This window comes from Chloracidobacterium sp. (assembly GCA_016715795.1).
Classification (GTDB): domain Bacteria; phylum Acidobacteriota; class Blastocatellia; order Pyrinomonadales; family Pyrinomonadaceae; genus OLB17.
The window spans coordinates 60,269-83,848 of sequence record JADJXP010000001.1; the positions used below are offsets into that span (position 1 = coordinate 60,269).

At 55.5% G+C, this 23,580-nt stretch carries 25 protein-coding genes and 2 tRNA genes; 12 read left to right on the forward strand and 15 right to left on the reverse strand.

The window, feature by feature from the left end:
• Positions 1 to 38 precede the first annotated feature (38 nt).
• From IPM59_00325 to IPM59_00345, 5 genes are all read left to right on the forward strand, one after another.
• Positions 39 to 2,432, forward strand: coding sequence for a 3-hydroxyacyl-CoA dehydrogenase/enoyl-CoA hydratase family protein (locus IPM59_00325; GenBank protein MBK9214039.1), 2,394 nt, complete (start codon positions 39 to 41; stop codon positions 2,430 to 2,432).
• Positions 2,433 to 2,509: 77 nt separating this feature from the next.
• Positions 2,510 to 3,070, forward strand: a complete 561-nt coding sequence (locus IPM59_00330) for a DNA-3-methyladenine glycosylase I (GenBank protein ID MBK9214040.1) — start codon at positions 2,510 to 2,512, stop codon at positions 3,068 to 3,070.
• Positions 3,071 to 3,078: 8 nt separating this feature from the next.
• Positions 3,079 to 3,639 carry a hypothetical protein gene (locus tag IPM59_00335; protein MBK9214041.1) on the forward strand — a complete coding sequence of 187 codons (561 nt, stop codon included), beginning with the start codon at positions 3,079 to 3,081 and terminating at the stop codon, positions 3,637 to 3,639.
• On the forward strand, positions 3,636 to 4,811 hold the full coding sequence (locus tag IPM59_00340) for an acetyl-CoA C-acyltransferase (protein MBK9214042.1): 1,176 nt from the start codon (positions 3,636 to 3,638) through the stop codon (positions 4,809 to 4,811). The genes IPM59_00335 and IPM59_00340 overlap by 4 nt, the downstream gene beginning before the upstream one ends.
• A 149-nt stretch (positions 4,812 to 4,960) precedes the next feature.
• Complete coding sequence (locus IPM59_00345; GenBank protein MBK9214043.1) at positions 4,961 to 6,724, forward strand: acyl-CoA dehydrogenase family protein; 1,764 nt, start codon at positions 4,961 to 4,963, stop codon at positions 6,722 to 6,724.
• 67 nt (positions 6,725 to 6,791) lie between these two features.
• On the opposite strand, the gene IPM59_00350 is transcribed toward IPM59_00345, so the two are convergent.
• Complete coding sequence (locus IPM59_00350) at positions 6,792 to 7,160, reverse strand: hypothetical protein (protein MBK9214044.1); 369 nt, start codon at positions 7,158 to 7,160, stop codon at positions 6,792 to 6,794.
• Positions 7,161 to 7,226: 66 nt separating this feature from the next.
• On the opposite strand from IPM59_00350, the gene IPM59_00355 reads away from it, so the two are divergent.
• From IPM59_00355 to IPM59_00365, 3 genes are all read left to right on the forward strand, one after another.
• Positions 7,227 to 8,075, forward strand: a complete 849-nt coding sequence (locus IPM59_00355; protein MBK9214045.1) for a 3'-5' exonuclease — start codon at positions 7,227 to 7,229, stop codon at positions 8,073 to 8,075.
• A 148-nt stretch (positions 8,076 to 8,223) separates the two neighbouring features.
• Positions 8,224 to 9,105, forward strand: a complete 882-nt coding sequence (locus tag IPM59_00360) for a site-specific DNA-methyltransferase (protein ID MBK9214046.1) — start codon at positions 8,224 to 8,226, stop codon at positions 9,103 to 9,105.
• Between the two features lie 81 nt (positions 9,106 to 9,186).
• Positions 9,187 to 9,723: a hypothetical protein gene (locus IPM59_00365; protein MBK9214047.1), complete on the forward strand. Its 537-nt coding sequence runs from the start codon at positions 9,187 to 9,189 to the stop codon at positions 9,721 to 9,723.
• On the opposite strand, the gene IPM59_00370 is transcribed toward IPM59_00365, so the two are convergent.
• The 9 genes from IPM59_00370 to IPM59_00410 form a co-directional block, all read right to left on the reverse strand.
• A complete protein-coding gene (locus IPM59_00370; GenBank protein ID MBK9214048.1) occupies positions 9,720 to 10,436 on the reverse strand; it encodes a 16S rRNA (uracil(1498)-N(3))-methyltransferase in 717 nt (238 codons plus the stop codon). The genes IPM59_00365 and IPM59_00370 overlap by 4 nt on opposite strands.
• Entirely contained in the window at positions 10,436 to 10,999 is a 564-nt protein-coding gene (locus tag IPM59_00375; protein MBK9214049.1) for a hypothetical protein, read from the reverse strand. Before IPM59_00375 ends, IPM59_00370 begins: the two co-directional genes overlap by 1 nt.
• On the reverse strand, positions 10,966 to 11,469 hold the full coding sequence (locus IPM59_00380) for an adenylyltransferase/cytidyltransferase family protein (GenBank protein ID MBK9214050.1): 504 nt from the start codon (positions 11,467 to 11,469) through the stop codon (positions 10,966 to 10,968). The genes IPM59_00375 and IPM59_00380 overlap by 34 nt, the downstream gene beginning before the upstream one ends.
• A 3-nt stretch (positions 11,470 to 11,472) precedes the next feature.
• Positions 11,473 to 12,450, reverse strand: coding sequence for a sugar kinase (locus IPM59_00385; GenBank protein ID MBK9214051.1), 978 nt, complete (start codon positions 12,448 to 12,450; stop codon positions 11,473 to 11,475).
• Positions 12,451 to 12,541: 91 nt separating this feature from the next.
• Positions 12,542 to 13,510: a VCBS repeat-containing protein gene (locus IPM59_00390; protein ID MBK9214052.1), complete on the reverse strand. Its 969-nt coding sequence runs from the start codon at positions 13,508 to 13,510 to the stop codon at positions 12,542 to 12,544.
• Positions 13,511 to 13,731: 221 nt separating this feature from the next.
• On the reverse strand, positions 13,732 to 15,309 hold the full coding sequence (locus IPM59_00395) for a S8 family serine peptidase (GenBank protein MBK9214053.1): 1,578 nt from the start codon (positions 15,307 to 15,309) through the stop codon (positions 13,732 to 13,734).
• A gap of 40 nt (positions 15,310 to 15,349) precedes the next feature.
• A tRNA-His gene (locus IPM59_00400) sits at positions 15,350 to 15,425 on the reverse strand.
• 13 nt (positions 15,426 to 15,438) lie between these two features.
• Positions 15,439 to 15,512, reverse strand: a tRNA-Arg gene (locus IPM59_00405).
• A 408-nt stretch (positions 15,513 to 15,920) separates the two neighbouring features.
• Positions 15,921 to 16,613 carry a (d)CMP kinase gene (locus IPM59_00410; GenBank protein ID MBK9214054.1) on the reverse strand — a complete coding sequence of 231 codons (693 nt, stop codon included), beginning with the start codon at positions 16,611 to 16,613 and terminating at the stop codon, positions 15,921 to 15,923.
• Between the two features lie 101 nt (positions 16,614 to 16,714).
• On the opposite strand from IPM59_00410, the gene IPM59_00415 reads away from it, so the two are divergent.
• Positions 16,715 to 17,173, forward strand: coding sequence for a VOC family protein (locus IPM59_00415; protein ID MBK9214055.1), 459 nt, complete (start codon positions 16,715 to 16,717; stop codon positions 17,171 to 17,173).
• Between the two features lie 58 nt (positions 17,174 to 17,231).
• Here IPM59_00415 and IPM59_00420 read toward each other — a convergent pair whose 3' ends face one another.
• The 5 genes from IPM59_00420 to rpiB all read right to left on the reverse strand — a co-directional run bounded on the left by IPM59_00420 (position 17,232) and on the right by rpiB (position 20,665).
• Positions 17,232 to 18,194, reverse strand: a complete 963-nt coding sequence (locus IPM59_00420; GenBank protein ID MBK9214056.1) for a PD40 domain-containing protein — start codon at positions 18,192 to 18,194, stop codon at positions 17,232 to 17,234.
• A 4-nt stretch (positions 18,195 to 18,198) separates the two neighbouring features.
• Positions 18,199 to 18,771: a DUF4287 domain-containing protein gene (locus tag IPM59_00425; GenBank protein ID MBK9214057.1), complete on the reverse strand. Its 573-nt coding sequence runs from the start codon at positions 18,769 to 18,771 to the stop codon at positions 18,199 to 18,201.
• A gap of 93 nt (positions 18,772 to 18,864) precedes the next feature.
• Positions 18,865 to 19,269 carry a DUF1761 domain-containing protein gene (locus IPM59_00430; GenBank protein MBK9214058.1) on the reverse strand — a complete coding sequence of 135 codons (405 nt, stop codon included), beginning with the start codon at positions 19,267 to 19,269 and terminating at the stop codon, positions 18,865 to 18,867.
• Positions 19,270 to 19,418: 149 nt separating this feature from the next.
• Positions 19,419 to 20,237 (reverse strand): AraC family transcriptional regulator, encoded by an 819-nt coding sequence (locus IPM59_00435; GenBank protein MBK9214059.1) that lies wholly within the window; start codon positions 20,235 to 20,237, stop codon positions 19,419 to 19,421.
• Positions 20,234 to 20,665, reverse strand: coding sequence for a ribose 5-phosphate isomerase B (rpiB, locus tag IPM59_00440; protein MBK9214060.1), 432 nt, complete (start codon positions 20,663 to 20,665; stop codon positions 20,234 to 20,236). Before rpiB ends, IPM59_00435 begins: the two co-directional genes overlap by 4 nt.
• 156 nt (positions 20,666 to 20,821) lie before the next feature.
• Here rpiB and IPM59_00445 point away from each other — a divergent pair, with 156 nt between their 5' ends.
• Genes IPM59_00445 through IPM59_00455 form a run of 3 tightly spaced genes read left to right on the forward strand, consistent with a single transcriptional unit; the run spans position 20,822 to position 23,577 of the window.
• Entirely contained in the window at positions 20,822 to 22,213 is a 1,392-nt protein-coding gene (locus IPM59_00445) for a tetratricopeptide repeat protein (protein ID MBK9214061.1), read from the forward strand.
• Positions 22,214 to 22,825 carry a UbiX family flavin prenyltransferase gene (locus IPM59_00450; protein MBK9214062.1) on the forward strand — a complete coding sequence of 204 codons (612 nt, stop codon included), beginning with the start codon at positions 22,214 to 22,216 and terminating at the stop codon, positions 22,823 to 22,825. It begins immediately after the preceding gene.
• Positions 22,822 to 23,577, forward strand: a complete 756-nt coding sequence (locus IPM59_00455) for a class I SAM-dependent methyltransferase (GenBank protein ID MBK9214063.1) — start codon at positions 22,822 to 22,824, stop codon at positions 23,575 to 23,577. The genes IPM59_00450 and IPM59_00455 overlap by 4 nt, the downstream gene beginning before the upstream one ends.
• Positions 23,578 to 23,580 lie beyond the last annotated feature (3 nt).

Genomic DNA, 23,580 nt, shown 5'->3' on the forward strand with positions numbered 1-23,580 from the left:
ACGGCCAACCGGCCGGAGAGGGCAAATTGACTATTGCGATGGCGGCCGTGCTCGGTGCAGGTACAATGGGAGCTGGTATCGCGGCGCACTTGGCAAACGCGGGAATTCAGACGTTGCTGCTCGACATTGCCCCGTCCGAGCTCACACCGGATGAGGCCGCTAAAGGCCTGTCTCTCGAATCGTCGCTGGTGCGAAACCGCATCGTCAATTCCCTGTTCGATGCGGCAAAGAAACTAAAGCCCGCACCGTTCATGCATGGCGACAATGCTCGGCTGATCACGACGGGCAACTTCACCGACGACATCGCAAAACTCAAGGAATGCGACCTCGTGATCGAGGCCGTCGTCGAGAATCTCGACATCAAGCACAAGCTCTTTGCCGAGGTCGAAAAGAACCGCAAGCCGGGGGCCGTGATCGCCTCGAACACCAGCGGCATTCCGATCGATGCCATCGCCGGCCCCTTTTCGGACGATTTTAAGCGGCATTTCGTCGGCATTCATTTCTTTAATCCGCCGCGCTACATGAAGCTCGTCGAAGTGATCCCAGGCACGGCAACCAGTGGCGAGATCGCGTGTAAAATATCCGGCTTTCTCGACCAGCGGCTTGGCAAGGGCGTTGTTCCGGCAAAGGACCGGCCGAACTTTATCGCTAATCGCATCGGCACTTTCGGAATGATGGCGACCGTTCACGAGATGCTCGAGATGGGCTTTACGCCGACCGAGATCGACCAGATCACGGGAAAAGCGATCGGCCATGCGTCATCGGCGACATTCCGCACTTCGGATCTTGTCGGACTCGACGTGCTGGTTCACGTCAATAAAAATCTCTACCCGGCCGTCCCCGACGACGAGGACCGCGATGTGTTTCTCGTGCCCGACGTCATTAACACGATGCTCGAGAAAAAGATGCTCGGTGACAAAACGCAGGGTGGATTTTACAAGAAATCAAAAGACGCCGAGGGCAATCGCCAGATCCTCGAACTCGATCTAGAAACATTCGGATACAAGCCCCAGCAGAAGAGCAAATTCCCCTCGCTCGATGCGGCAAAGGCTATCGAGGACACCGACAAACGTATCAATAAACTCGTCTGGGGCGACGACCGTGTGGCGGATTTTCTTTGGAAAACAATGTCACGCACGTTTCGCTATTCAGCCAACCGCATCCCTGAGATCGCCGATACGGTTGTCGAGATCGACAATGCGATCAAGTGGGGCTTTGGCTGGACGATCGGCGTTTTTGAATCGTGGGATGCGATAGGCGTCGTCGAATCCATCGAACGAATGAAGGCCGAGGGCCAGGCCGTTCCTGCGAATATCGAAAAGATGCTCGCATCAGGAGCGACATCGTTCTACAAACGGGAGAACGGCGAGACGAGTTTTTACGATCTCAACGAGGGCGCATACAAACCTGTTCCCAAACGCCCCGGCGTCACGATCCTCAAAGATGTGAAGGAACGCACCGGTACGATCAAGACGAATCCCGGCGCATCGCTCATCGACCTCGGCGATGGCGTCGCGTGCCTCGAGTTTCATTCAAAGATGAATTCGATCGGCGGCGATACGGTGCAGATGATGAACTTCGCGATCGATGAGGTCGAGCGGAACTTCGCCGGTCTCGTCGTCGGCAATCAGGGCGGGAATTTCTCGGCCGGAGCCAACATCATGATGCTCCTGCTTGCCGCCCAGGAAGAGGAATGGGACGACATCAACATGATGGTCGCCGCTCTGCAAAACTCCGTGATGCGGCTCAGGTATTCACAAAAGCCCGTCGTTACGGCCCCGTACGGCCTCACGCTCGGCGGCGGCTGTGAGATCGCCATGCACGGTAACAAAGTTCGCGCGGCGGCGGAAACTTACATCGGCCTCGTCGAGGTCGGCGTCGGCGTCATCCCGGCGGGCGGCGGCACAAAGGAGATGACCATGCGGGCAATGGATGCATGGGCAAAGGCTCCCGATTCCGATCCGCTGCAGTTCCTCAAGAAAACGTTCGAGACGGTTGGCATGGGCAAGGTCGCGACGAGTGCTCAGGAAGGACGAGCGTTCGGCTTTCTACGCGATAGCGATGCGATCTCGATGAACGGTGACCGGCTCATTCAGGATGCGAAACAGGTGGTGCTGAATCTCGACGCCGCCGGCTGGGTCGCGCCCGTCGAGCGGACCGACATCACGGTCCTCGGCGAGGCGGCCGAGTCCGCGCTGAAGCTCGCCCTGCATATGATGAAACGCGGCGGCTACATCTCTGACCATGACGAACTGATCGGCCGAAAGCTCGCTCACATCATGGCAGGCGGCACGATCAACCATCGAACGCAGGTGACAGAGCGTTACCTGCTCGATCTCGAACGCGAGGCTTTCGTCTCCTTATGCGGCGAGCGAAAAACGCAAGAACGCATCGCTGCTATGCTCAAGACCGGCAAGCCGCTGCGCAATTAGTCTTCTTTGCGGCTTTGCGGGAACCTCTTTATTTCCCGCAAAGCCGCAAAGACCGCGAAGGAAGAAAGAAGGTGGAAATGGACGAACGCTGCACCTGGCCAAAAAATGACCTCGCGATCAAGTATCACGACGAGGAATGGGGCGTGCCGTGTCATGACGACGCGAAGCTCTTTGAATTCATCATCCTCGAGGGTGCGCAGGCCGGGCTGAGTTGGGACACGATCCTGCGGAAACGCGAGAACTATCGCAAGGCGTTCGACGGCTTTGATGTCCAGAAGGTCGCGCGATACACGGACAAACGGATCGAAAAACTGCTGCTCGATCCCGGCATCATTCGCAACCGGCAAAAGGTCGCGGCGGCGGTGAAGAATGCAAAGGCGTTTATCGCGATACAAAGGGAATTCGGCTCGTTCGACAAGTACATCTGGGCGTTTATTGGCAACAAACCGATCGTGAACCGCTGCAAGGTCGATACCGACATCGCGGCAAAGACTGAGATGTCCGACCGCATCAGCGCGGACCTCAAGAAACGCGGCTTTTCATTCGTCGGCTCGACCATCATCTACGCCCATATGCAGGCGACGGGAATGGTCAACGATCACCTAACAGATTGTTTTCGACATAAGGAGTGCCGATAGTGTCTGAAATGGCCGAGGATATCGAAATAGAAGATCCGTATGCGGACGGCGACTTTCTTCCGTTACGGAGCGACGAACAATGGTTCAAATACGAAATGCTGAGTCTGGTTTACGCATTGACCGTTGACACGTCGCGCTCGCCCGAGGAACTGAAGAATCTGGCCATTGTAAGGCTCGCACTTGAACGTCTTCCCCGGACGACACCCGCAGTGCATATGGAGATGGGCATCGTTTTGGAGAATGGCGGCGAGATGAGTTACACCAATTTATCGATCAGCGAGGAGCGGATGAGCATCTCTGTAGGCGGCTATGTGCGAGGGGATTTTGGGGGTGACAGCTACAGCACCACATTATTTGAATGCGAATCGAACGGGTTTCGCGACGGGTCGTTGGATCCTTACGAGATCGGCTCATGGCAAGCCCAGACGCAAGAACTGATTAACCTTGGAGCCCGACTTTCACTAGGCGATTGCGGCGAAGAAAGCGAGATCGAATGGGAAAGCGAGTTCGATGAAGATCAATTCGAGGTTCTGGAAGAGAAGATTCAACGATGGGAAGAACAAACATGAAAGAAGCAGTAATAGTATCAGCCGTTCGAACGGCTGTCGGAAAAGCCCCAAAAGGCACGCTTAGGAATACGCGTTCGGACGAATTGGGCGCGGCGGCCATTAGGGAATCGGTTGCGCACTCAGGAATTGAAGCCTCGATGATCGACGACGTCATTATGGGCTGCGCGTTTCCCGAGGCGGAGCAGGGTATGAACGTCGCTCGGACGGCAATGATAGCGGCGGGCTTGCCGGTCGAGACTTCGGCGATGACGGTGAACCGGTATTGCTCGTCGGGTTTGCAGACGATCGCGCTTGCGGCTGATCGTGTTGCGACGGGCGGCGCGGATGTGATCGTTGCGGGCGGGCTTGAGACGATGTCGATGATACCGATGGGCGGTAACGTATTCCGGCCGAATCCGGCGCTCACCGACACGTATCCCGATTACTACCTAAACATGGGCCTGACGGCCGAGAATCTTGCGCGCAAATACGAGATCACTCGTGAACAGGCAGACGAATTCTCGATGCAGTCGCACCACAAGGCCGCCGCCGCGATAGCAGCGGGTAATTTCAAGGACGAGATCGTCCCCGTGAATGTCTTTGTCGATGAGTTTGATGAAAAAGGCCGTGTTCGCCGCAAAGAAGTCGTTTTCGCGCAGGACGAAGGCGTCCGCGCCGACACCTCGATGGAAGGTTTGGCGAAGCTCAAGCCTGCGTTTCATGCGGCCGGGACCGTAACCGCCGGTAACTCTTCGCAAATGTCCGACGGGGCCGCCGCGGCCGTTGTAATGTCTGCAGATAAAGCCAAAGAACTCGGCGTCACACCGCTGGCGCGTTTCGTCTCGTTCGCCACCGCCGGCTGCCTGCCCGAGGAAATGGGCATCGGCCCGGTCTATGCCATTCCAAAGGCGCTCAAGCTCGCGGACCTAACGCTCGATCAGATCGACGTGATCGAGCTGAACGAAGCCTTCGCCGCCCAGGGCCTGTCAGTAATGAAACTCCTCGAAATGGACCCGAGCAAGGTGAACGTCAACGGCGGAGCAGTCGCCCTCGGTCATCCGTTGGGCTGCACGGGAGCAAAGCTCACTGCGACGATATTACAGGAACTAAAACGCCGCAACGCCCGCTACGGCATGGTCACCATGTGCGTCGGCGGCGGCATGGGCGCCGCTGGGATTTTTGAGAGGATTTGAACCGCAGAGACGCGGAGATGCAGAGAGGAAAGGACAACCAAAAGAGGTGAAGTAGCCATTGATCGCGACGGATGAAGGCAGAGATATTGGTTTCGGTTTTCTCTGCGTCTTCTCGTCTCTGCGGTAAAAAAAACGATATGGAAACGCAAATGGAAAAGGAATACATGAAAGGCGGCGAGTTTTTGATCGCCGAGACGACTGAGATCTTTACACCCGAAGACCTCTCAGAAGAGCAGCGGATGATCGGCGAGACGACGAAGGAATTTGTTGATAATGAGGTCGCGCCGCAACTACCGGCGATGGAGCAGCACGCCTGGGAGGTCGCTCGCGACCTAGTGCGTAAGGGTGGCGAACTTGGCCTGCTCGGCGCGACTATTCCGGAGGAATATGGCGGGCTGGCCTTGGACCAAACCTCCGGCGTCGTTATCGCCGAGATGGTGGGACGCGGCGGCGGGTTTGGCACGACATTCGGGGCACAGACGTCGATCGGCGTGCTGCCGATACTTTATTTTGGCTCCGAGGAGCTAAAGAAGCGCTGGATACCGCCGATCGTTTCGGGTGAGATAGTGACAGCGTACTGCCTGACCGAGAGCGGCTCCGGCTCGGATGCACAGGCAGCAAAAACAACGGCCAAACTCACTGAGGACGGCGAATATTACATTCTCAACGGCGAGAAGATGTTCATCTCGAACGGCAGCTTTGCTGACGTTTACATTGTCTTTGCAAAGGTCGACGGCGAAAAGGATAAGTTCTCCGCTTTTGTCGTTGAACGCAGCGACTCCTGTCGCCCCGGTGCCGAGGAACACAAGATGGGCATCAAATCGTCCTCGACCACGCCGCTGATCCTGAGCGATTGCAAGGTTCCGGCGACAAACCTCATCGGGAATATCGGCGACGGCGCCAAGATCGCGTTCAATATCCTGAATGTCGGCAGATTCAAGCTTGGCGCATCGGTCACCGGCGGAGCGAAGCTCGCTATTCACGAGACGGTTCGTTACGCGAATGAGCGGCAGCAGTTCAATAAACCTATCTCCGGTTTTGGAGCGATCAAGCACAAGCTTGCCGAGATGGCGATCCGCACGTGGGTCTCGGAATCGATCACCTACCGAACCGTCGGCATGATCGATGCCCTGATCGGCGACGGTGCCGACAACGCCAAAAAGATGCAGTCGATCGAGGAATACGCCGTCGAATCGTCGATTAACAAGGTCGCGTGTTCAGAAGCTCTCGATTACGTCGTTGACGAGATGGTCCAGATCTACGGCGGCTATGGCTATTCCGCCGATTATCCTGCGGAAAAGGCGTATCGCGACTCGCGAATCAACCGTATCTTCGAGGGCACGAACGAGATCAACCGAATGCTCATTCCCGGCCAGTTGATGAAGCGGGCGATGAAGGGCAAGCTCGGCTTGCTGCAAGCCGCTCAGGCTTTGCAGGACGAGATACTGAATCCGCAGATGTCGTTTGATGAGGACACGGGTTTACTTGCCGCCGAAACGAAACTCGCGGCAAACGCCAAGAAGATCGCCCTAATGGTGCTCGGCACCGCGGCCCAAAAATACATGATGGGCCTCGCCGAACAGCAGGAAGTCCTTCTCAACTGTGCCGACATCATAATGGACGCCTATCAGATGGAATCGGCGATCCTGCGGGCCAGAAAGCTTGCAGATGCAAACGGAGAAGAGGCCGCTGCGAGACAGGTAGATATGGCCGCCGTCTTTTGCAACGATGCCATTCAGCGGATCGAGATGAAGGCTCGCAACACGCTCGCCGCCATCGCCGAGGGCGACGAAGGGCGGACGCTATTGGTCGCGCTAAAGCGCTTTACCAAGAACAATTCACCGATCAATACGATTGCCGCCCGCCAGCGGATCGCCGACGTGCTGATCGAGGCGAATACGTACCCGTTTTGACGGTAGATCGTTAGCGGAGATCAGCCGACGGCTCAGTAGCAGCGACTCGTGGAGTGAACGATTTGGTCTATCCGGCCGCCAAGCTACCGATCAGGTAAAGAGCACTGAGTATGAAAACCGGGAGCAGGTTCAGTGCTATTCCAAGACCGGGAAATAGGTTCGTTCGGCTCCTGCTGAGTAGGCCGATTACCCCAAGGATCAGGCCGACAAGGTGTCCGATCACGGGGATGAAAAAGAAGATCACCGTGTAGATCACGATTGCCATTCCCATGCCGCTCAGGTCGGTCATGCCGCGAGACTCGGCAATGAAAAGATCAGCTAGTACTCGATTTGTGCCGTCAAGATAGAATACCAAGTAGAACGCGGCGCCAAAATAGACCCAGATCGCGAGAGCGATCAGACACGATGCCTGTCCTAATAGAGAATGGTGCTTCATGCATTACCAAGTTAAGTCACCGATGCGATCAGGTCAACCGACCTGCTAGAATCCGAGTGAACTCAAATGCTTAAGAATCCGATCCACGAACTCACGCTCTTCTTCGATATGGAATGGGTCCCCGATGCGACCGGTGCCCGACGGCTCTTTGACCTTGCAGACGACGTTGCCGAGCTCGATGCAATGCAGGCGCTTTGGGAACATTCATCCCATTACGACGCCGACAAGAATCCGCGGCCGTTCCTCAAATACATGTTCTCCCGGGTCGTCTCAATCGCGTTTCTCTCTCGCAAGTCATACTACAACACGAACAACGAACGCGTGATCGAATTTGGCCTGAATTCGTTTCCTGCACTTCCATTGGAAGAAACACCACCGACCGAGGCCGAGATCATCGAGCGGTTTCTCTATTCCGTAGGCAAACGCAAGCCGCAGTTAGTCGGCTATAATTCAGCCGAATCTGATATGCAGGTGCTCATTCAGAGGGGCATGATCAATGAGATATCTGCTCCGGCGATCTGCTCGCGTCCTGATAAGCCCTGGGAGGGCATAGACTATTTCAGGCGATGGGATAACGAGGACCATCTCGACCTGTTGAAACTCTTTTCTTCTCGCGACATGACACCGAGGCTCGACGAACTCGCGAAACTGTGCGGCTTTCCGGGTAAGATCGACGTAAAAGGCGATCAGGTCACCGACCTCTGGCTCGCCGGCGATCTGACAAAGATCGTCGAATACAATCAGATCGATGTCCTAAATACCTATCTAGTCTGGCTTCGGGTCGTTCGCTTCTGCGGAAAGCTCGGGGATGAAGAGTACTTTGAGGAACAAGAGCTGTTTCGTGAGTTCCTTGAGGCCGAATCGCAAAAGCCGGAAAAGGCCTTTATCGCAGCATTCCTGGAGAAATGGCAGTAAGCGGCAGCGTCAAAAAAAGGTTTGACAAATGCGCGCGCGGATGTTTAACTTCCTTAAGCGCAACTCTTTACGCGCCATTTTCTGATAAATGGGTTAAGGGGAGCACATCGCTTAAGTCCTCAGACCGGAATATCCCAAGAACACCTGCATGGAACTCAACCGTATCTATACAGAGAACTGCATCGAGACGCTTGAACGGATGTCGGATGACTTTCTGGATATGACTCTGTGCTCGCCGCCGTATGACGATCTGCGGGCCTACAACGGTTACGATTTGCCCCTCGACACGCTTATTCACTTGCTTTACCAAAAGACCAAACCGGGTGGTGTGGTGGTGTGGGTGATAGGCGATAAGACACAGAAAGGCAGCGAATCGCTCAGTAGTTTTAGGCAGGCGATCAAGTTCGTCGAGGTCGGCGGATTCAAGCTTTGGGATACGATGCTCTACGTCAAAAACAACCCGATACCGAGCGATTGCGGCAAGCGCTACCGGCAGTCGTTTGAGTATATGTTCTGCTTCTCAAAAGGAACGCCGAAAACGTTCAACCCGATAAAGGAACCAACAAAATCAGCGGGCAAAAAGATAAAGGCGTTTCGTATCACTCAGGGCGGCCGCGGTAATTGCCCTGACGAGGATATTGGACGTGAGATAAAAGCCGAGCGTAAGGCAAGCAACATCTTTACCTACAACGTAGGCACTTCGTCTGCTACGGATCGCATAGCTTTCCGACACCCGGCGATCTTCCCTGAGCGGCTTGCAGAAGATCAGATCGCAACGTGGACCGACGAGGGCGATATTGTCTATGACTGCTTTATGGGAAGCGGAACGACGGCAAAGGCCGCCGGCGACCTTGGGCGGAGCTGGATCGGCTCTGAGATCTCACCTGAGTACGTCGATATTGCTCATAAGCGTCTCGCGGGCATCGATCAGACTCAAGATTCCCTTGTCCATGCATCCCTCGCCTTTACAAAGATTTCGAATCTTGCTGATCCTACCGGTCGGAACGGCCGTCGACCCATGGATCTGTAAACTATCCGATCAAGGAATAACAACCAAAATCGCGTCTGAAGCGTCTACTAGTTATAAGGCCTTCTGCCTGATCTTATTGGTATGAAAAGAGGTTTGTTCATCGCTCTTGCCCTGTTGTTTGCGTCGACGACGCTCATCGGTCAGCCAAAGCCGATTGAAAAGGAAGCCCCCTCGCCGGCTAGCTTGCCGCCCGCATTCGAGGCGCGCTACGAAGGCGGGATCTTTGGCTCTGCCGGTAAGGAAACTGGCCTGTTAAAGTTTGACGACACCAATCTCCGTGTCGTTTTCTACAAAAAGAGCGGCACCGAGATGTTTGCCATACCGTACGATTCGCTGATCGTGGTCTATCCTGACTCAAAAGAAGGAATCACAAGGACCGGCAATGTCGCCAGTCGTCTGCCGGTGCCCGGGGCCGGGCTCTTTGGCTTGATGACCAAGAAAACGAAGTATCTTGTGCTGAATTTCAATGATCCGGACATCGAGGCAGCCGGAACCGCGAACTTCAAGTTTGATGAAAAGGACGACCTGCTGCTATTCATCAACGCCCTTGGCACAAAAGCTAAGATGACGCAGCGGGGCGATGCCTATTATCGGCCTAAGAGGCGAGATGTCTTCTAATTCAAGTCACCGAAGCGATGCTGTAGTATTGCCGCAGCAGTGATCGCTGCCGTTTCAGCACGAAGAATGCGCCCGCCGAGCGTCACCAGTATTGCATTGACCGACCGCGCGAGATCCAATTCAGATGCAGACCATCCACCGGCCGGGCCGACCACAACGGTTAGCGGTTTGCTTTCGAGCTTTTCAGGAAATCTTCCACCACCGCTCTCGGTGAATACGATCACTGTCTGATCAACGCCGAGAAGAAGGTCGGCGATGGACCGCGGTTCTCGAATCTCCATCAACTTCGCCCGGCCCGATTGTTTGCTGGCCTCAAGGATGACGCGTTTCCAGCGGCCGAGTTTCTTGGCCAGATCCTTGACCTTAACATCGCTTCGTTCCGTTTCGAGAGGCACAAGCCTCGTGATGCCTAGCTCGACGGCTTTCTGGATCACTAGTTCAAACTTATCACCCTTCAGTATCGCCACAGCCAGGGTCAGGTCGAGAGGAGATTCAGCCGCGGTCGGGGCGGCCGCCTCGATGATCGTCAGGCCGGCCTCCCTCTTCTCTATCGTGTCGATACGGCAACGCATCTCTCGGCCTTCGCCATCGATCACGTAGACCTCATCACCGATCCGCAACCGCAACACGTCACGCATGTGGCGCGTCTCGTCCTCACCGAGCGTGACCGTGCCATTTCTAACACTCGAAGCAGGTGCAAAGAACCTTCGCATCAGATGTGTCCGAACTTTTCCTTGAATTGCTGTGACCGCTGTCGCAACGTCACCCAACTCTCAAACACCTCGGGCGTTTGGAGCCATATCCTCAGCCACTCCGCTATCTCAGCGTGAATGAGCCTCGTAACGGTATCGGCCCGAGGACGATCTGCCTCGGCCTTTGCTGCATCCTTACTGCTCATGACCTCGGAGCGGATCGCTTGTAACCCGTGACGATCGTTATCCCTGAGCAACTTGAGCCTGAGGTTCTCGAGCCTCTTGAGCGAAGTCAGCGTCGACCTCAGATCATTGAACTTCAAAGAGCCTAGAAGGGCAGCATCGCGGCGTTGTCCCCCGGCGCGATCCGCGTACAACCTCATTACTTCGGCGTGGCGAAGATGAGCTCCCTCGTCGGCCAAGACTCGCGCCGTTATCATCGGCGAATCGACCGCCGCCTGTCCATAGCGATCCGCAACAACGACCTCGATGGCCTCGATCTCAGTTGCACCGACGCTTTCGCAATCGAGCTTTTCCCAAACCTCAATGATCAGGTCGGTCTTGCTTCGGGCCTTCCACTCCATGTTCGCGAGATAAATTCCGTCGAAGAATGGTCCTTCGGGTCGCCGACTATCGCAACCCGGCCACCACATTCTCGGACAATGTCCCTTTCCGGCACGCTGTCCTCATCATAATCCGTACCCTTCGCATGGATATCGGGGCGAATGCTACGTATCAGTGTCTCTGCCGTTGGCTGGTCGAAGACCGTCACAAGATCGACACACCCAAGAGCAGCGATCAATTCGGCACGCTCAGCCTCCGGCATGAACGGGCGGCCTTCACCCTTTAGCGCCCGCGCCTGTCGATCAGAGTTAATACCAACAATCAAGACGTCTCCTAACTTCTTTGCTTCAGTAAGATACCTGACGTGGCCGACGTGTAGTAGATCAAAGCAGCCGTTAGCAAGCACGATCGTCTCACCGGTCGCCTTTGCGGCAGTTGTCAGTTCGACAAGCTCATCGATGCCAACGATCGGTGCAGTATCCTTCGGCATAGCCTATTTCGCCGCCAGCGAACTGGCGATACGGTTGAGTGAGCCGGCAAGCTCCTCGGCCGATACGCTCGCTGTCCCTTTCTTCATTACGACCAGGCCTCCGGCATGATTCGCGACTTTCGCCGACTGAACAAAGTCCAGGCCCGATGCCAAGCCTAGCGCGTATGTCGCAATGACCGTATCACCCGCGCCCGTGACGTCGACGGGCTCTTTTGAACCGACAGCTTCGATATGCTGCGGCTCAGTGCCTTTCTCAAACAGCGTCATACCTTGATTACCGTTGGTCACCAGCAAGGCCCGCATGCCAAGCCGATCGCAGAGTTCCGTGCAGTCTCGGTCATTGAAATCCGGGCCAAGGACGGCCTCTACCTCTTCACGATTCGGCGTTGCGCTAGTTGCGCCAGTGAACTGCGACAGACGACGTCGTGAATCAACGATCACCGGAATAGCATGCTCGGAAGCCATACTCTTGGCCATCTCAAAGGCATCACGGGACACTGAACCGCATCCGTAGTCGGAGACCACGATCGCGTCGGCGGCTGAGATCACCGTCCGCAGGTTCTCGACCAATGTCGCGGCAGCATCAGCCGGGAGAGGACTCTCACCTTCGTAATCGATCCTTAGGATTTGTTGCCTGGGTGCATAGTTTTGGGCCGCAAGAACACGAACCTTGGTCGTTGTGGTCATTCCTTCTACCGTCACGAGCCGATCGGTGACGACGCCGGCAGCATCAAGCCGTTCCCTGAGGACCGTTCCGTTAACGTCATTGCCGATCGCTCCGATCAGAATGGCTTTGCCGCCTAAGGATGCGACATTTGCGGCCGCGTTTGCCGCGGCACCTGGAACCGTCATCGTTGACTCGTGTTTAAGAATGAAAACCGGGGCCTCCCGCGAGACCCGCGAGATCCTCCCGCCCAGGAACTGGTCAGCTACCGGATCACCGAGGATAAGGATAGTTTTCCCAATAAAGCCGTCGATCATCTGTCCTCAAACTACCTGTCACAGCCGCTAAACAAAAATGGTTGAAGGCAACGGCCTCCAACCATCTTACTAAAGACCCGAAACCGTTCGATCAATGAGTGTCGTAGCTCGCGACCGGATAGTCGTTCGGCGAGCCCCACTGCGCGGCATTAAAGCTGCCGTCAGAACTCTTGAGGTAGTAGAACGAGCCGACCGAGTCGCGCCACACCGCAACGTCCGTCTTGCCATCGCCGTCGTAATCGCCCTGAACATTAAGATCAGTTCCTGTCGTGCCAAAGAAGTTGATCTGCGGCTGGCCGTCCGAACTGCGAAGGATATACCAAACGAGTTGAGCTGCCGGTGTCGCGCCCTCGCGAACGACCGCAACATCCGTCTTGCCGTCGCCGTCATAATCGCCCGGGATCACAAGGTCATTACTAAATCCCCAAGGCACCTGCATCAGACCGCCGTCCGAACTGCGGAGAGCATAGAATGTCGCCTGGCTGGTCGGGTTTGCACCGGGACGCTGGACCGTCAGGTCAAATTTCCCGTCGCCGTCATAATCACCCGGAGCCGTATAATCGGTAGCTACGCCCCACTGGGCCGCCGTGAATCCGCCATCGGAACTCCGCGAGATATACCAAAAAAGCAGTCCGTTTGACCGGCGCACGACCGCAACATCGGTCTTGCCGTCGCCGTCGTAGTCACGGGCAACAGGTTCGTCGCCGGTCACACCGAACGAGTAACCGACAAATGTCCCATTACTGCTGTTGAGGCGGTACCAGGCACCATCAGTATCCCGCCAAACCGAGATGTCGCCCTTCCCATCGCCGTCATAATCGCCCGGCGTCATAAAATCGGTGCTGCCGTTGCCGAACTGCGTTGCGGTAAAGCCGCCGCCGCTCTTGTTGATATACCAGACGCTGTTGCTCGGGCGAAAGACCAGGAAATCGGCCTTGTTGTCCGCATCGAAATCCAACGCCTTTCTCAGCGAGACCTGAGAAATACCCGGAAGCGTCGCCAGCAGTGAAAAGACCGAAAGGGCGGCAATGTGAGCTCCCTTGGTGATGTACTTTCTCATCGTAATAATCCTTCTTAAAACATTCATCGAACGGGTGGCACCCTGATCAGTGCCCTGACTGACAAGTATCCTAAAATATACCACGTACTGACAAACTAGCGCAATAAAAAGCTATTACCGCTCGATTGTCAAAAACCCCAATAAAATCACGGGTTCCCGGCTTTTCAAGATCTAGTGGCTTAGACGCTGCTGCTAAGAAAAAGGTTGAAAAACCTCGCCACTCATCCAATTAAATTTCGCGCCTGTCGGACCGTGATCGTCTGGCCGCCAACTACGATCGTTCCGGTTCGAACGATCGTCGGGTTGACCGTAACCCTGAATATCACCTGACTCGATCCGCTCGCGGTGTCACTGCTCATCACCTTTAGCCATGAAGACGAACTCCTGACCGTATAGTCGCAGTTTATAGGAGCGGCCACGTCCATCGTAAACACGCCGCCCTTTGTCGGCACATTTATCAACTTGCTGTCAGGGGTATAGCTGCAGACCGTCTGGTTTCGCAACGCCCTGTCGACATTGATCCGGCCGTTTGTCCTGATAGGCGTTGATGTCCAACCGCTCAATTGGTCAACGGTATTCATAAGTGTCGCCTTTAGTGACGCCGGCGACAACGAAGGATTATATGCCGAGAGCAGTGCAGCAGCGCCGGTCACGTGCGGTGTCGCCATCGATGTTCCGCTCATCGTCCCGTAGCTCGAATTCGATCCCCATGTCGTACTGAGAATCCCGGATCCCGGTGCCGCAACATCTACGCTTGTGGCTCCCCAGTTAGAGAATCCTGACCTGATATCGCTCTGATTGCTGGACGCCACCGCAATAATGCTTGGGCTCGTGTAGCTCGCAGGAAATGAAGGGGCCGCCTCGATATCACGCGAGTCATTACCAGCCGCAAACACGTTCAGAATGCCGGCAGCTCCCATTGCGTCAATGCCGTCCTTGGTCGCCTGATCGTAACCGCAAGCCTCGTCGCACCCACCGTACGAGTTATTTGTGACGCGAATATTGACACCACGCAGTTTCATCATGCGGATGTAATTGTATGCATTGACGAGCATTGCCGACGTGCTGCCGTAACCGTCGTTGTCATAGATCTTGATCGTCATGATCTTGACCGACCAATTGATCCCGGTCACGCCAAGGAGGTTGTTGCCAACCGCGCCGATGGTCCCTGCGGTGTGGGTGCCGTGACCGTGCTCGTCGGCGGGATTTCCGTCATTAAAGAAGAAATCCGCCCCATAAACATCATCGATATAGCCGCTCGCATCGTCATCGATCCCGTTATTCGGTATCTCGTCAGGATTGGTCCACAAATTTGGAACGAGATCCTCATGGGTAAGCCGAGTTCCCGTATCAATATCGGCCACCACCACTGCCGAACTTCCCGTTGTAAGGTCCCATGCCGACGGGGCAGAGATCTTTGTAAGGCCGTACATGCCGGCCGCATTAAACTGCGCATCGTTCGGCGTTACGAGTAGCGAATAGTAAAAATTGGGCTGTGCATACGCAACACCCTCAATTGCTCGATACCTCGCCTCACCGTCGGCAACCGACAGCCCTGCCGGAAGCCTCACCCGCTGCCAGCCGAGGTCGCCAAGGGTTTCGAGCACCGTCGCTCCGACCATGCGATTAGCGGCGGTGGCAGACCGGGAAGCCGTTCCCTCTGAAAATTTGACAAGAAGTTCGCCCGGAACGAACTTTGACGCGTTCTGGGCCGCAGCATTAGCGACAAAAACCGATGCGAGAGCGCCAGCTGTCAGCATCATACGTCGAATGTTCGCGATCGCGCGCTCCATGTTCATACCGTGCTCCGGAACCGGGTATAAAGACAACAGTAACGGGTGGGGCGGCTAGAGGGATTCGAACCCTCGACATCCTGAACCACAATCAGGCGCTCTAACCACTGAACTATAGCCGCCACATTTCAAATTCGCCCCCGGCAGGACTCGAACCTGCGACCCACAGCTTAGAAGGCTGTTGCTCTATCCGGCTGAGCTACGGGAGCATGCCAAAAAGCAATCTTTAATCTTATCGGCCCGCACGCTTATAGTCAAACAAAATCCTGGTCCGGCGAGAAGGCGCCGTTCCGGAACATAACGGAACGCAACATTCTCGACGGAACGGCCTTAACTCGTTTGTTCAGTCCACTTAGGACTACTATCGATCTTCCGGCGGTCCGGGCGTTCCGCTCGTGTTCCACTGCCCTGTGGAACGCTGTAACTGTTGCAACTAAATACAGTTAGAACCCGTTTCTTGGGTGTGTTCCGTGAATTTCGCGCAAAAACGCGATCTGTCGACAATTCGTCGGACGCTACTATGTCAAACACCTAAAATGGGTGTTGCAAAGATAGCACGGCTATGCACAAAAGTCAAGTGGTTTCTTCTCTGCAGCCTCGCGACTTAGAGGGAGGAATCAGGATGAAGCCCTACCCTTCGATGCCGTTTCGCTCTCGCCGATCTTGGCGAGCATCGCTTCGAAAACCTCACTCAGATCGAGTTCACTGGTATCAATGACAACTGCATCATCGGCAATGGTAAGCGGTGAATCCTCACGCGAGACGTCGCGTTCGTCGCGTTCGTTTATTTCGGCGAGAGTGTTTTCGTATGTCGAGACGCGGCCCTTTGCCTGGTCTTCGAGATAACGTCGCCGCGCACGGGCCTCGGGCGTGGCGGTGAGAAAGAACTTGATGTCGGCGTTCGGAAAAACGACGCTCCCGATGTCGCGGCCCTCGAGCACGCAGCCCGACTTCGACGATAGCCCGATCTCGCGCTGATGCTCGACCATGATCCGACGGACATCCGAGATGGTTGATACCACTGAAGCGGCTTGGGCGGCATCAAGCGTGCGGATCTCGACCGAAACGTCCTCACCGTCGAGGAGGACCTTCATCGCGTCGGGCTCCCCCACAAGTTCGATCTTTACGCTATCTGCGATCACAGCGATCCGATCGATATCGCGAAACGGCACATTCGCCCGTCTCACAGCCAGGGCAACGGCACGATACATCGCACCCGTGTCGAGATAGAGCAGGCCAAGTTTCTTGGCGATCATTTTGCCGAGCGTCGATTTGCCCGCTCCGCTGGGGCCGTCGATGGCGATTATCATTGGCTGGTAGTTTATCAGAAGTGCACCAAGCGAAAAAAATGCTTGACATGGGCGTGGCTCTTGCTTAAAGTATGCATATACATTGCAAAGGGGAAACAAATATGTCAGTCAAACCAATACCTGACGGCTATGAGGGCATCACGCCGTATCTTATCTGCAGAAATGCCGGGGCCGCGATCGATTTTTACAAGCGCGCATTCGGGGCGGAAGAGCTTTTTCGCATCGGTGAAGGCGACTCGGTTGGCCACGCAGAGTTGAAGATCGGCAACTCGATCATTATGCTTGCGGACGAGTTCCCGCAAATGAATGCACTCAGCCCCGAGACTATAGGTGGTTCATCGGTAAGCCTTTACATTTATGTCGAGGACGTCGATACATTCACCGGCAAGGCCATCGCCGAAGGGCTAGAGGTTATAAAACCGGTCGCCGACCAGTTCTATGGTGACCGCTCGGGCCATTTCAAGGATCCGTTCGGCCACCTATGGGGATTCGCAACACACGTCGAGGACCTAACGCCCGAACAACTAGACGAACGGGCCAAAGCGGCACACGGCGAATAAACTCACCGCGGAACCCCGCGCGGTCAAGGACTAAGGTTCAGCTCTGAGTATTTCGCCCTTACTGACGTTCTGGCACCTGCAGCGTAATGAATACCGGTGCCTGGTGATATTTTTTATCGCTGGCACCGGTCACTTTTTTGACCTCTTTGGTGCGGTAGTTCATTAGGTAGATATCGTAGCGCCCCGTCGCGGTGTCGCGGCTGTCGAACGCCAGCCACTCGCCATCGGGCGACCAGTCATGCCAGCCGGCGTCTTGTTTGCCGTCGGTAAGCCGCCACTGATTTTTACCGTCGGGAGTCACGGCAAAGATGCTCTGGCCGCCGCCTTGATTTGACTGGTAGGTAATGAACTTGTGCTTGGCGTTCCAATGCGGCGGGCCGACCTTGTAGCCGCCGTCTTTTGCCAGCGGATCGCCGGCCGGATACGTCGTCAGCTTGCGGCGATTGGTGCCGTCGGCATCCATTATGTAGAGTTCCTCGATCTCGCTGCGGTCGGTGCGGTTCTTTTTGTAGACGTAAATTATCCGCTTTCCGTCCGGTGAAAAACTCGGATCGCGAAACGCCGCTGCAGGCTCGTTCGTCAATTGGCGATAGTGCCCGGTCTCGCGATCAACGATGAACAGCTGATACCTCGCCCGCGTATCGATCCGGCCCGCGACGACCAATTCCCTGCCGGCGTTCCGGCTGCCCATCCACGAATCCTCAAGCTGGAGGTTTGTGACCTTTCGCGGATTCGAACCGTCTATTTCGGATTCGTAGAGGAAGTAACACCTACGACACGCGCCGCGGTCGCTGATGAATCGTAGCTTTCCGGGAATCGAACTGTAAGTCCATGCAACGTCCCTATTGTTTGTGACGTTCCGCATCCCGGAGCCGTCGAGCCCAATGGTGTAGACCTCGTAATCATCGGCCTTCTGGTCCTCGAGGACGTTGAACGCGATCTTAAGGCCGGACGGCTGGGCGGCGGTTTCAAGCACGGACAGGAACGCGATTGCCAGGGCTAGGGCTAGGCATTTTTTCATATTCTTAGTGACATCTCGCATGCGACTGTTTCAATAGGTCGACCAATTCACCGTCAAAACGACTCGCGTCGGTAGCGACGACCATGTGCGATATCCGCGGCATCGGGCCGGTTAGTTTCGCCTTTTCGACCTTTTCGTCAAACGGCCGGTCGCCGAGGTCGAGGCCGATGCGAAGCTCGGCTTTTTTGACATTCACGGCGCCGAATTCACGGTTTTCGAGGACTGATACATATGTCTTCTTAGGCAAGAACGTGGCATTCGGAAAGTTTTTACCGATGAACGCCACAAACTCGTCGTACAACGTCCGCATATCAGCAGCTTTTGCGAATTGATCGTCGAGCAGGCTGTCCGTGCTCTGATAGACGAGCTTGCCGCCATTCGCGTGAATACCAGCGAGCAGCGAGGCATTCATGTGGCCAAAACCGTGGTTTTCCTTGAGCCAAGCGATGATCTCGTTGCGCTTTTTGGTGCCGCAGGTGTCAATCGATTTCATCCATGCCGCGAGATTGCTGCCGGTCGAGGCTTCGAGGCCGTCGACAAACTCTTTTTCAAATTCACCTGATGTTTTCTGTGCCATTTCTTATCTCCTGAAGTGTCAGTAGCCCGCACGTAAGTAAGGGCTCGAGTTTCGTTTGTTGAGCCCTTGCTCACGTGCGGGCTACTGACACGATCATCTCCAGATACCTAAGATAAATCCTATCACCGCAAAATACGCGACCATATAGCCGCAATTGATCGCGATGTATCTGAACGACCGCTGCTCAAAGAGCGCGATGATGACGAACATCCCCACAACCCAGACCGCGGCGAGCAGTCCGGCCGCGACGCCCCATTGCCACGTCGTGCCCGGCGCGGCGAGGAAGAATGCCAGATTGTACGACATCACGTAGGCTATCAGGAACGCCAGGCCAAAGTTCTTGAGCGGGTTGGCCTTAGCAAGCTGCTCGTCGGTCAGGCCGTTCTCGATCTGCCACGATCTCGCGAACATAAGAGGGGACCACCAGACGCCGCCGATGACAAGGCTCATCACGGCACAAACCAGCACGGCGATGTGATTGATGTAAAAGTTTTCCATAATGTGACCATGCTAAAGGTCACGCGGATCGGGAGTATTGGAAAAAATTTACCTGTTCTGCCTCTGCGTACTCGGCGTCCTCTGCGTTTCGAATTCGAATGACGATACTCAACGCAGAGGCCGCAGAGAACGCAGAGTATCAAAGGTAGTTAGCCAACAGGGACGTAATTCTGGTAATGCGTGTGGATCGTCGCGTAGTGTTCGGGCGTGAAGCCGGAGAAGTGTTTGAAATCGTTGATGAAGTGCGACTGATCGTAAAAGCCGCATTCGAGGGCGATTTGGCCCCAGTCGAGGTCGGGGCGGTCGTCGATCGTCTTCACAGCTTTTTGAAAGCGCATGATCTTGAGGTAGGCCTTTGGTGTGACGCCGACCGCCCGGCGAAAGATGTCGGTGAAGTGTTTCTGGGAATAACCGATTTGATGGTTCATTCGGGCGATGCTGAGAGCGTCCGGCCGCTCGGTCATCTCGCTGATCGCAAATGCCACGCACGGGTCGATCGCGAGTTGCGACTGGAATTCGCTCAGCAGGAAATTCTCGACGATGCAAAAGCGCGTATCGATGTCGGACGTCGCAAGCAGCCTTTCTCTCAGCAAACCAAAATCCGTGCCCCACACGAGGTCGGCATCGACGACGCTGTCGGCGATCTCCTGCATTGGGAATGGAAAAAACGACGCGGCCATTCCCTTTTTGAACGAAATGACCATCATCTCCGACTTGTTGCCCGCCGGTATCGTGATCGGCTCGGTCCTCAGGCCTGACGCCCACACGCGGTTGCAGGCCTGGATCTCTTTGAGGCTGTGATTGTCGTAGATGAACTGCGGCGCGTCGTGAAAATCGATGAGTATCTCGGTGTCGCCATTCGGCAGAAAGCGGTCAAAGTTGTGTTGGTGCTGCACGTCGTCAAAATAGATCATCGCAGCGATGAATCTATCGAGCGGCGGTCGCGGGATGTGCATTCGGAAGATCATTCGGGTTCGATCTTTTCAACTCGACGTTCGTGGCGGCCGCCTTCGAAATGGGCACCGAACCAAGCCTTTAGTATCTCATGCACGTCGTTGTCAGAGAGGAACCTTGCAGGCAATGCGAGCACGTTTGCGTTGTTATGTTCACGGGCGAGGCTTGCGATCTCGGGGCTCCACGCGACTGCAGCGCGAATGCCGTGGACCTTGTTCGCGGCGATGGCCATTCCCGTACCTGAGCCGCACAGCAACAAGCCCTGATCGTATTCACCCGATGCAACGGCCTGAGCGGCCTTTCTTGCGAAATCAGGATAATCGACCGACTCGCACGAATCTGTGCCCATGTCGGAATAATCGACACCGAGTTCATGGAGGGTCTTTTTGACCTTTTCTTTTTCCTCGTAACCGGCGTGGTCGGCAGCAAGTGCGATCTTCATAGCGTGATTCGAGCTTGATCCATTCTAACCCAAATTGACAGATCTGGCCTGCCCTTGCATGCCAAAAACTTGGGTTACGCCGTCAAACGGCTTATAATCTGGCTATTGATGCCAAGGGTTTCTTTAAGAGGTCTGGTCTCGTATATTTTGCCTCTCGTGTTTTTCGTAGGCACGGTCGCCGCGCAAGACTTTCTCCCGGACCTGGTAAGACGCATAAAGCCCTCAGCCGTCGCGATCGAGACGTTTGATCCGCACGGCAATACCGTTTCCCGCGGAAGCGGCTTCTTTATCGCCACGGACCGTGTTATCACTAATCGCCACGTTATCGAACGCTCGACACGAGCTGAGGTCCATCTGCTCGACGGCAAGAAATTTCCTGTCCGTGGCGTGATCGCCGTGGATGGCGAAGGTGATCTCGCACTGCTCCAGGTCGATGTACCTCGCGATCTGGCCGTGCCGCTGCCGATCGTGCGGGCCGTCCCGCAGGAAGGTGAGTCCATCGTCGTTATAGGCAATCCATTCGGCCTTGAAGGTTCGGTCTCTAACGGTATCGTCTCAGCGGTCCGCGAAATATCGGGTTATGGCAAGATCATCCAGATCACGGCATCGATCTCGCCCGGGTCATCCGGCTCGCCGGTAGTAAATATGGGCGGCCAGGTGATCGGCGTGGCATCGCTGCAGGCCGCCGAGGGGCAGAACCTTAACTTTGCCGTGCCTGCTGAGCGAATCCTTCAGCTTCGCATCAGCGATGTGCAGAGTTTTTCTTCGTTAGCCGCCGAGACACAGAAAAACAAGCGCTCCGCGGCCGAACGGCTTTACTCGCAGGGCCTCGCCCAATTATCTCGCGATGACTACAATCGGGCAGCCGGCTATTTTGAAAAGGCGGTCGAGATCGATCCAAATTATGCAGAGGCTTGGTATCAGGCGGGCTACTGCTATGGTGTCCTTGGCCGCCATCAGGACTCGCTGCGGGCCACAAAACAAGCCGCGAAGCTTCGCCCCGAGTGGGCCGAGGCACACATGAATATCGGGGCATCAAGTTATGCCCTCGGGCAATTCAAGGAGGCTGCTGACGCCTATAGGCAAGCCGTCAGACTCGACGAGAGCAACGCCGAAACACAGTACGCATTGGGCATGACACTCGGCAAGCTCAATCGCACGGACGAAGAGATACTCGCCTATCGGCGGGCGATCGCACTGCGGCCCGATCATGCAAATTCCATAGAGAAGCTCGGCTTAGCACTCTTCAAACAGCGTCGCTATGCCGAGTCCGTGGCCTATTTTGAACAGCTGAAAGCCTACCGGCCGGACGCCAAGACCTACAACGCTCTGGGCGAGAGTAACTTCGAGGCCGGCAAGGTCGATGAGAGTGTCGAGGCATTCAATAATGCCCTCAGCTACAACCCCGACCTTGAGAAAGCCCGCTACAACCTCGGACGTGCGTATCTTAAGCTCGGCAACCGCGAGATGGCCCAGGTCCAATACGAAATACTGCGAAACTCGCGTTCCGAGTGGGCCGACCGCCTGCTGGTCCTCATCAATCCTTAGATGGAACTAACCTTTGCAATTACAGGAGCATCCGGCAGCATCTATGCTCATCGAACGCTGCAGTTGCTTGCCGCCAGCGGAGTTGTCGAAACTATCAACCTCATTCTATCTTCGACTGCCGCTACAGTTGCCCAGGTCGAGATGGGCATAAACCTGAAGGACGCCAATGCCGAGCGGATCAACGAATGGCTCGGGCTCGACCGGGATTCGAAACTGATCAGGCTATGGCGGCTCGATAATCTCGCCGCGAAGCCATCGTCCGGTTCAAACAGGCAGGCAGGCATGATGATCGTCCCGTGCTCGATGGGCACACTTGGAGCTATTGCGTCGGGCGCGGGCACAAACCTGATCCACAGGGCGGCGGACGTGTGCCTAAAGGAGGGCCGCAAACTCCTCGTCGTGCCGCGTGAGACACCGTATAATGCCATCCATCTTGAAAACATGCTCCGGTTAAGCCATGCCGGTGCCTGCATTTTGCCGGCCAGCCCTGGCTTTTATCACCGACCGCACACGATCGACGAACTGGTTGAGCATTTATGCTTCCGCATCCTTGACCAGTTCGATATTCCACACTCCAAGAAACTGCAATGGACCGGTGAAGAGGTGAAATGACCGATACCGTCGAACGCTTCTCGAACCGCGTCGAGAATTACGTCAAGTACCGGCCCGGATACCCGAGGGAGATACTCGCCTACCTTGCTGAGAAAGCGGGCCTTACGTCCGAGTCGGTCATCGCGGATGTAGGCTGCGGCACGGGCATCTCGGCCCGGCTCTTTCTCTCGAATGGCAGCACCGTCTACGGTATCGAGCCAAACGCCGCGATGCGTGCGGCTGCAATGCAACAGCTAGGCGATTTCGCGGCGTTTAGTCTGATAGACGGCACAGCGGATGCGACCAAACTGGCTGATGCATCGGTCGATCTCGTCGTGGCAGCACAGGCTTTCCATTGGTTCGATCCTGAGCCGACGCGACGAGAATGGTTGAGGATATTGCGGCCGGGCGGCCGGATCGTCCTGATCTGGAACGAACGTCAACTTGATACGACACCGTTCCTGATCGAATACGAGGCGTTCCTACTCAAATACGCGACCGATTATTCAAAGGTCCGCCATGAGAATGTCGATGCGCTGCGGCTTAACGAATTTTTCGACGGTGAATATCTCGCGGCTACTTTCGCAAACATTCAGGTCTTCGATCTCGAAGGCCTAAGGGGCCGAATGCTGTCGTCATCATACATGCCGGCCGAGGATGACGAGGCATTTTCGGCGATGAATGCAGAATTGCGGTCTTTGTTTGCCAAACACGCTGAAAACGGTAGAATAAATCTTCTTTACGACACGAATGTGTTCGTTTCGGCGACCTGAAGT

Bases quoted from the DNA above. Each gene is read 5' to 3' on its own strand.
- IPM59_00340 (MBK9214042.1), top strand. From the start codon at position 3,636: ATGAAAGAAGCAGTAATAGTATCAGCCGTTCGAACGGCTGTCGGAAAA.
- IPM59_00430 (MBK9214058.1), bottom strand. From the start codon at position 19,269: ATGGAAAACTTTTACATCAATCACATCGCCGTGCTGGTTTGTGCCGTG.
- IPM59_00450 (MBK9214062.1), top strand. From the start codon at position 22,214: ATGGAACTAACCTTTGCAATTACAGGAGCATCCGGCAGCATCTATGCT.
- rpiB (MBK9214060.1), bottom strand. From the start codon at position 20,665: ATGAAGATCGCACTTGCTGCCGACCACGCCGGTTACGAGGAAAAAGAA.
- IPM59_00370 (MBK9214048.1), bottom strand. From the start codon at position 10,436: ATGCGAAGGTTCTTTGCACCTGCTTCGAGTGTTAGAAATGGCACGGTC.
- IPM59_00345 (MBK9214043.1), top strand. From the start codon at position 4,961: ATGGAAAAGGAATACATGAAAGGCGGCGAGTTTTTGATCGCCGAGACG.
- IPM59_00330 (MBK9214040.1), top strand. From the start codon at position 2,510: ATGGACGAACGCTGCACCTGGCCAAAAAATGACCTCGCGATCAAGTAT.
- IPM59_00385 (MBK9214051.1), bottom strand. From the start codon at position 12,450: ATGATCGACGGCTTTATTGGGAAAACTATCCTTATCCTCGGTGATCCG.
- IPM59_00425 (MBK9214057.1), bottom strand. From the start codon at position 18,771: ATGGCACAGAAAACATCAGGTGAATTTGAAAAAGAGTTTGTCGACGGC.
- IPM59_00415 (MBK9214055.1), top strand. From the start codon at position 16,715: ATGTCAGTCAAACCAATACCTGACGGCTATGAGGGCATCACGCCGTAT.
- IPM59_00350 (MBK9214044.1), bottom strand. From the start codon at position 7,160: ATGAAGCACCATTCTCTATTAGGACAGGCATCGTGTCTGATCGCTCTC.
- IPM59_00455 (MBK9214063.1), top strand. From the start codon at position 22,822: ATGACCGATACCGTCGAACGCTTCTCGAACCGCGTCGAGAATTACGTC.
- IPM59_00390 (MBK9214052.1), bottom strand. From the start codon at position 13,510: ATGAGAAAGTACATCACCAAGGGAGCTCACATTGCCGCCCTTTCGGTC.
- IPM59_00365 (MBK9214047.1), top strand. From the start codon at position 9,187: ATGAAAAGAGGTTTGTTCATCGCTCTTGCCCTGTTGTTTGCGTCGACG.
- IPM59_00335 (MBK9214041.1), top strand. From the start codon at position 3,079: ATGGCCGAGGATATCGAAATAGAAGATCCGTATGCGGACGGCGACTTT.
- IPM59_00325 (MBK9214039.1), top strand. From the start codon at position 39: ATGGCGGCCGTGCTCGGTGCAGGTACAATGGGAGCTGGTATCGCGGCG.
- IPM59_00375 (MBK9214049.1), bottom strand. From the start codon at position 10,999: ATGGAGTGGAAGGCCCGAAGCAAGACCGACCTGATCATTGAGGTTTGG.
- IPM59_00410 (MBK9214054.1), bottom strand. From the start codon at position 16,613: ATGATAATCGCCATCGACGGCCCCAGCGGAGCGGGCAAATCGACGCTC.
- IPM59_00435 (MBK9214059.1), bottom strand. From the start codon at position 20,237: ATGATCTTCCGAATGCACATCCCGCGACCGCCGCTCGATAGATTCATC.
- IPM59_00395 (MBK9214053.1), bottom strand. From the start codon at position 15,309: ATGAACATGGAGCGCGCGATCGCGAACATTCGACGTATGATGCTGACA.
- IPM59_00355 (MBK9214045.1), top strand. From the start codon at position 7,227: ATGCTTAAGAATCCGATCCACGAACTCACGCTCTTCTTCGATATGGAA.
- IPM59_00420 (MBK9214056.1), bottom strand. From the start codon at position 18,194: ATGAAAAAATGCCTAGCCCTAGCCCTGGCAATCGCGTTCCTGTCCGTG.
- IPM59_00360 (MBK9214046.1), top strand. From the start codon at position 8,224: ATGGAACTCAACCGTATCTATACAGAGAACTGCATCGAGACGCTTGAA.
- IPM59_00380 (MBK9214050.1), bottom strand. From the start codon at position 11,469: ATGCCGAAGGATACTGCACCGATCGTTGGCATCGATGAGCTTGTCGAA.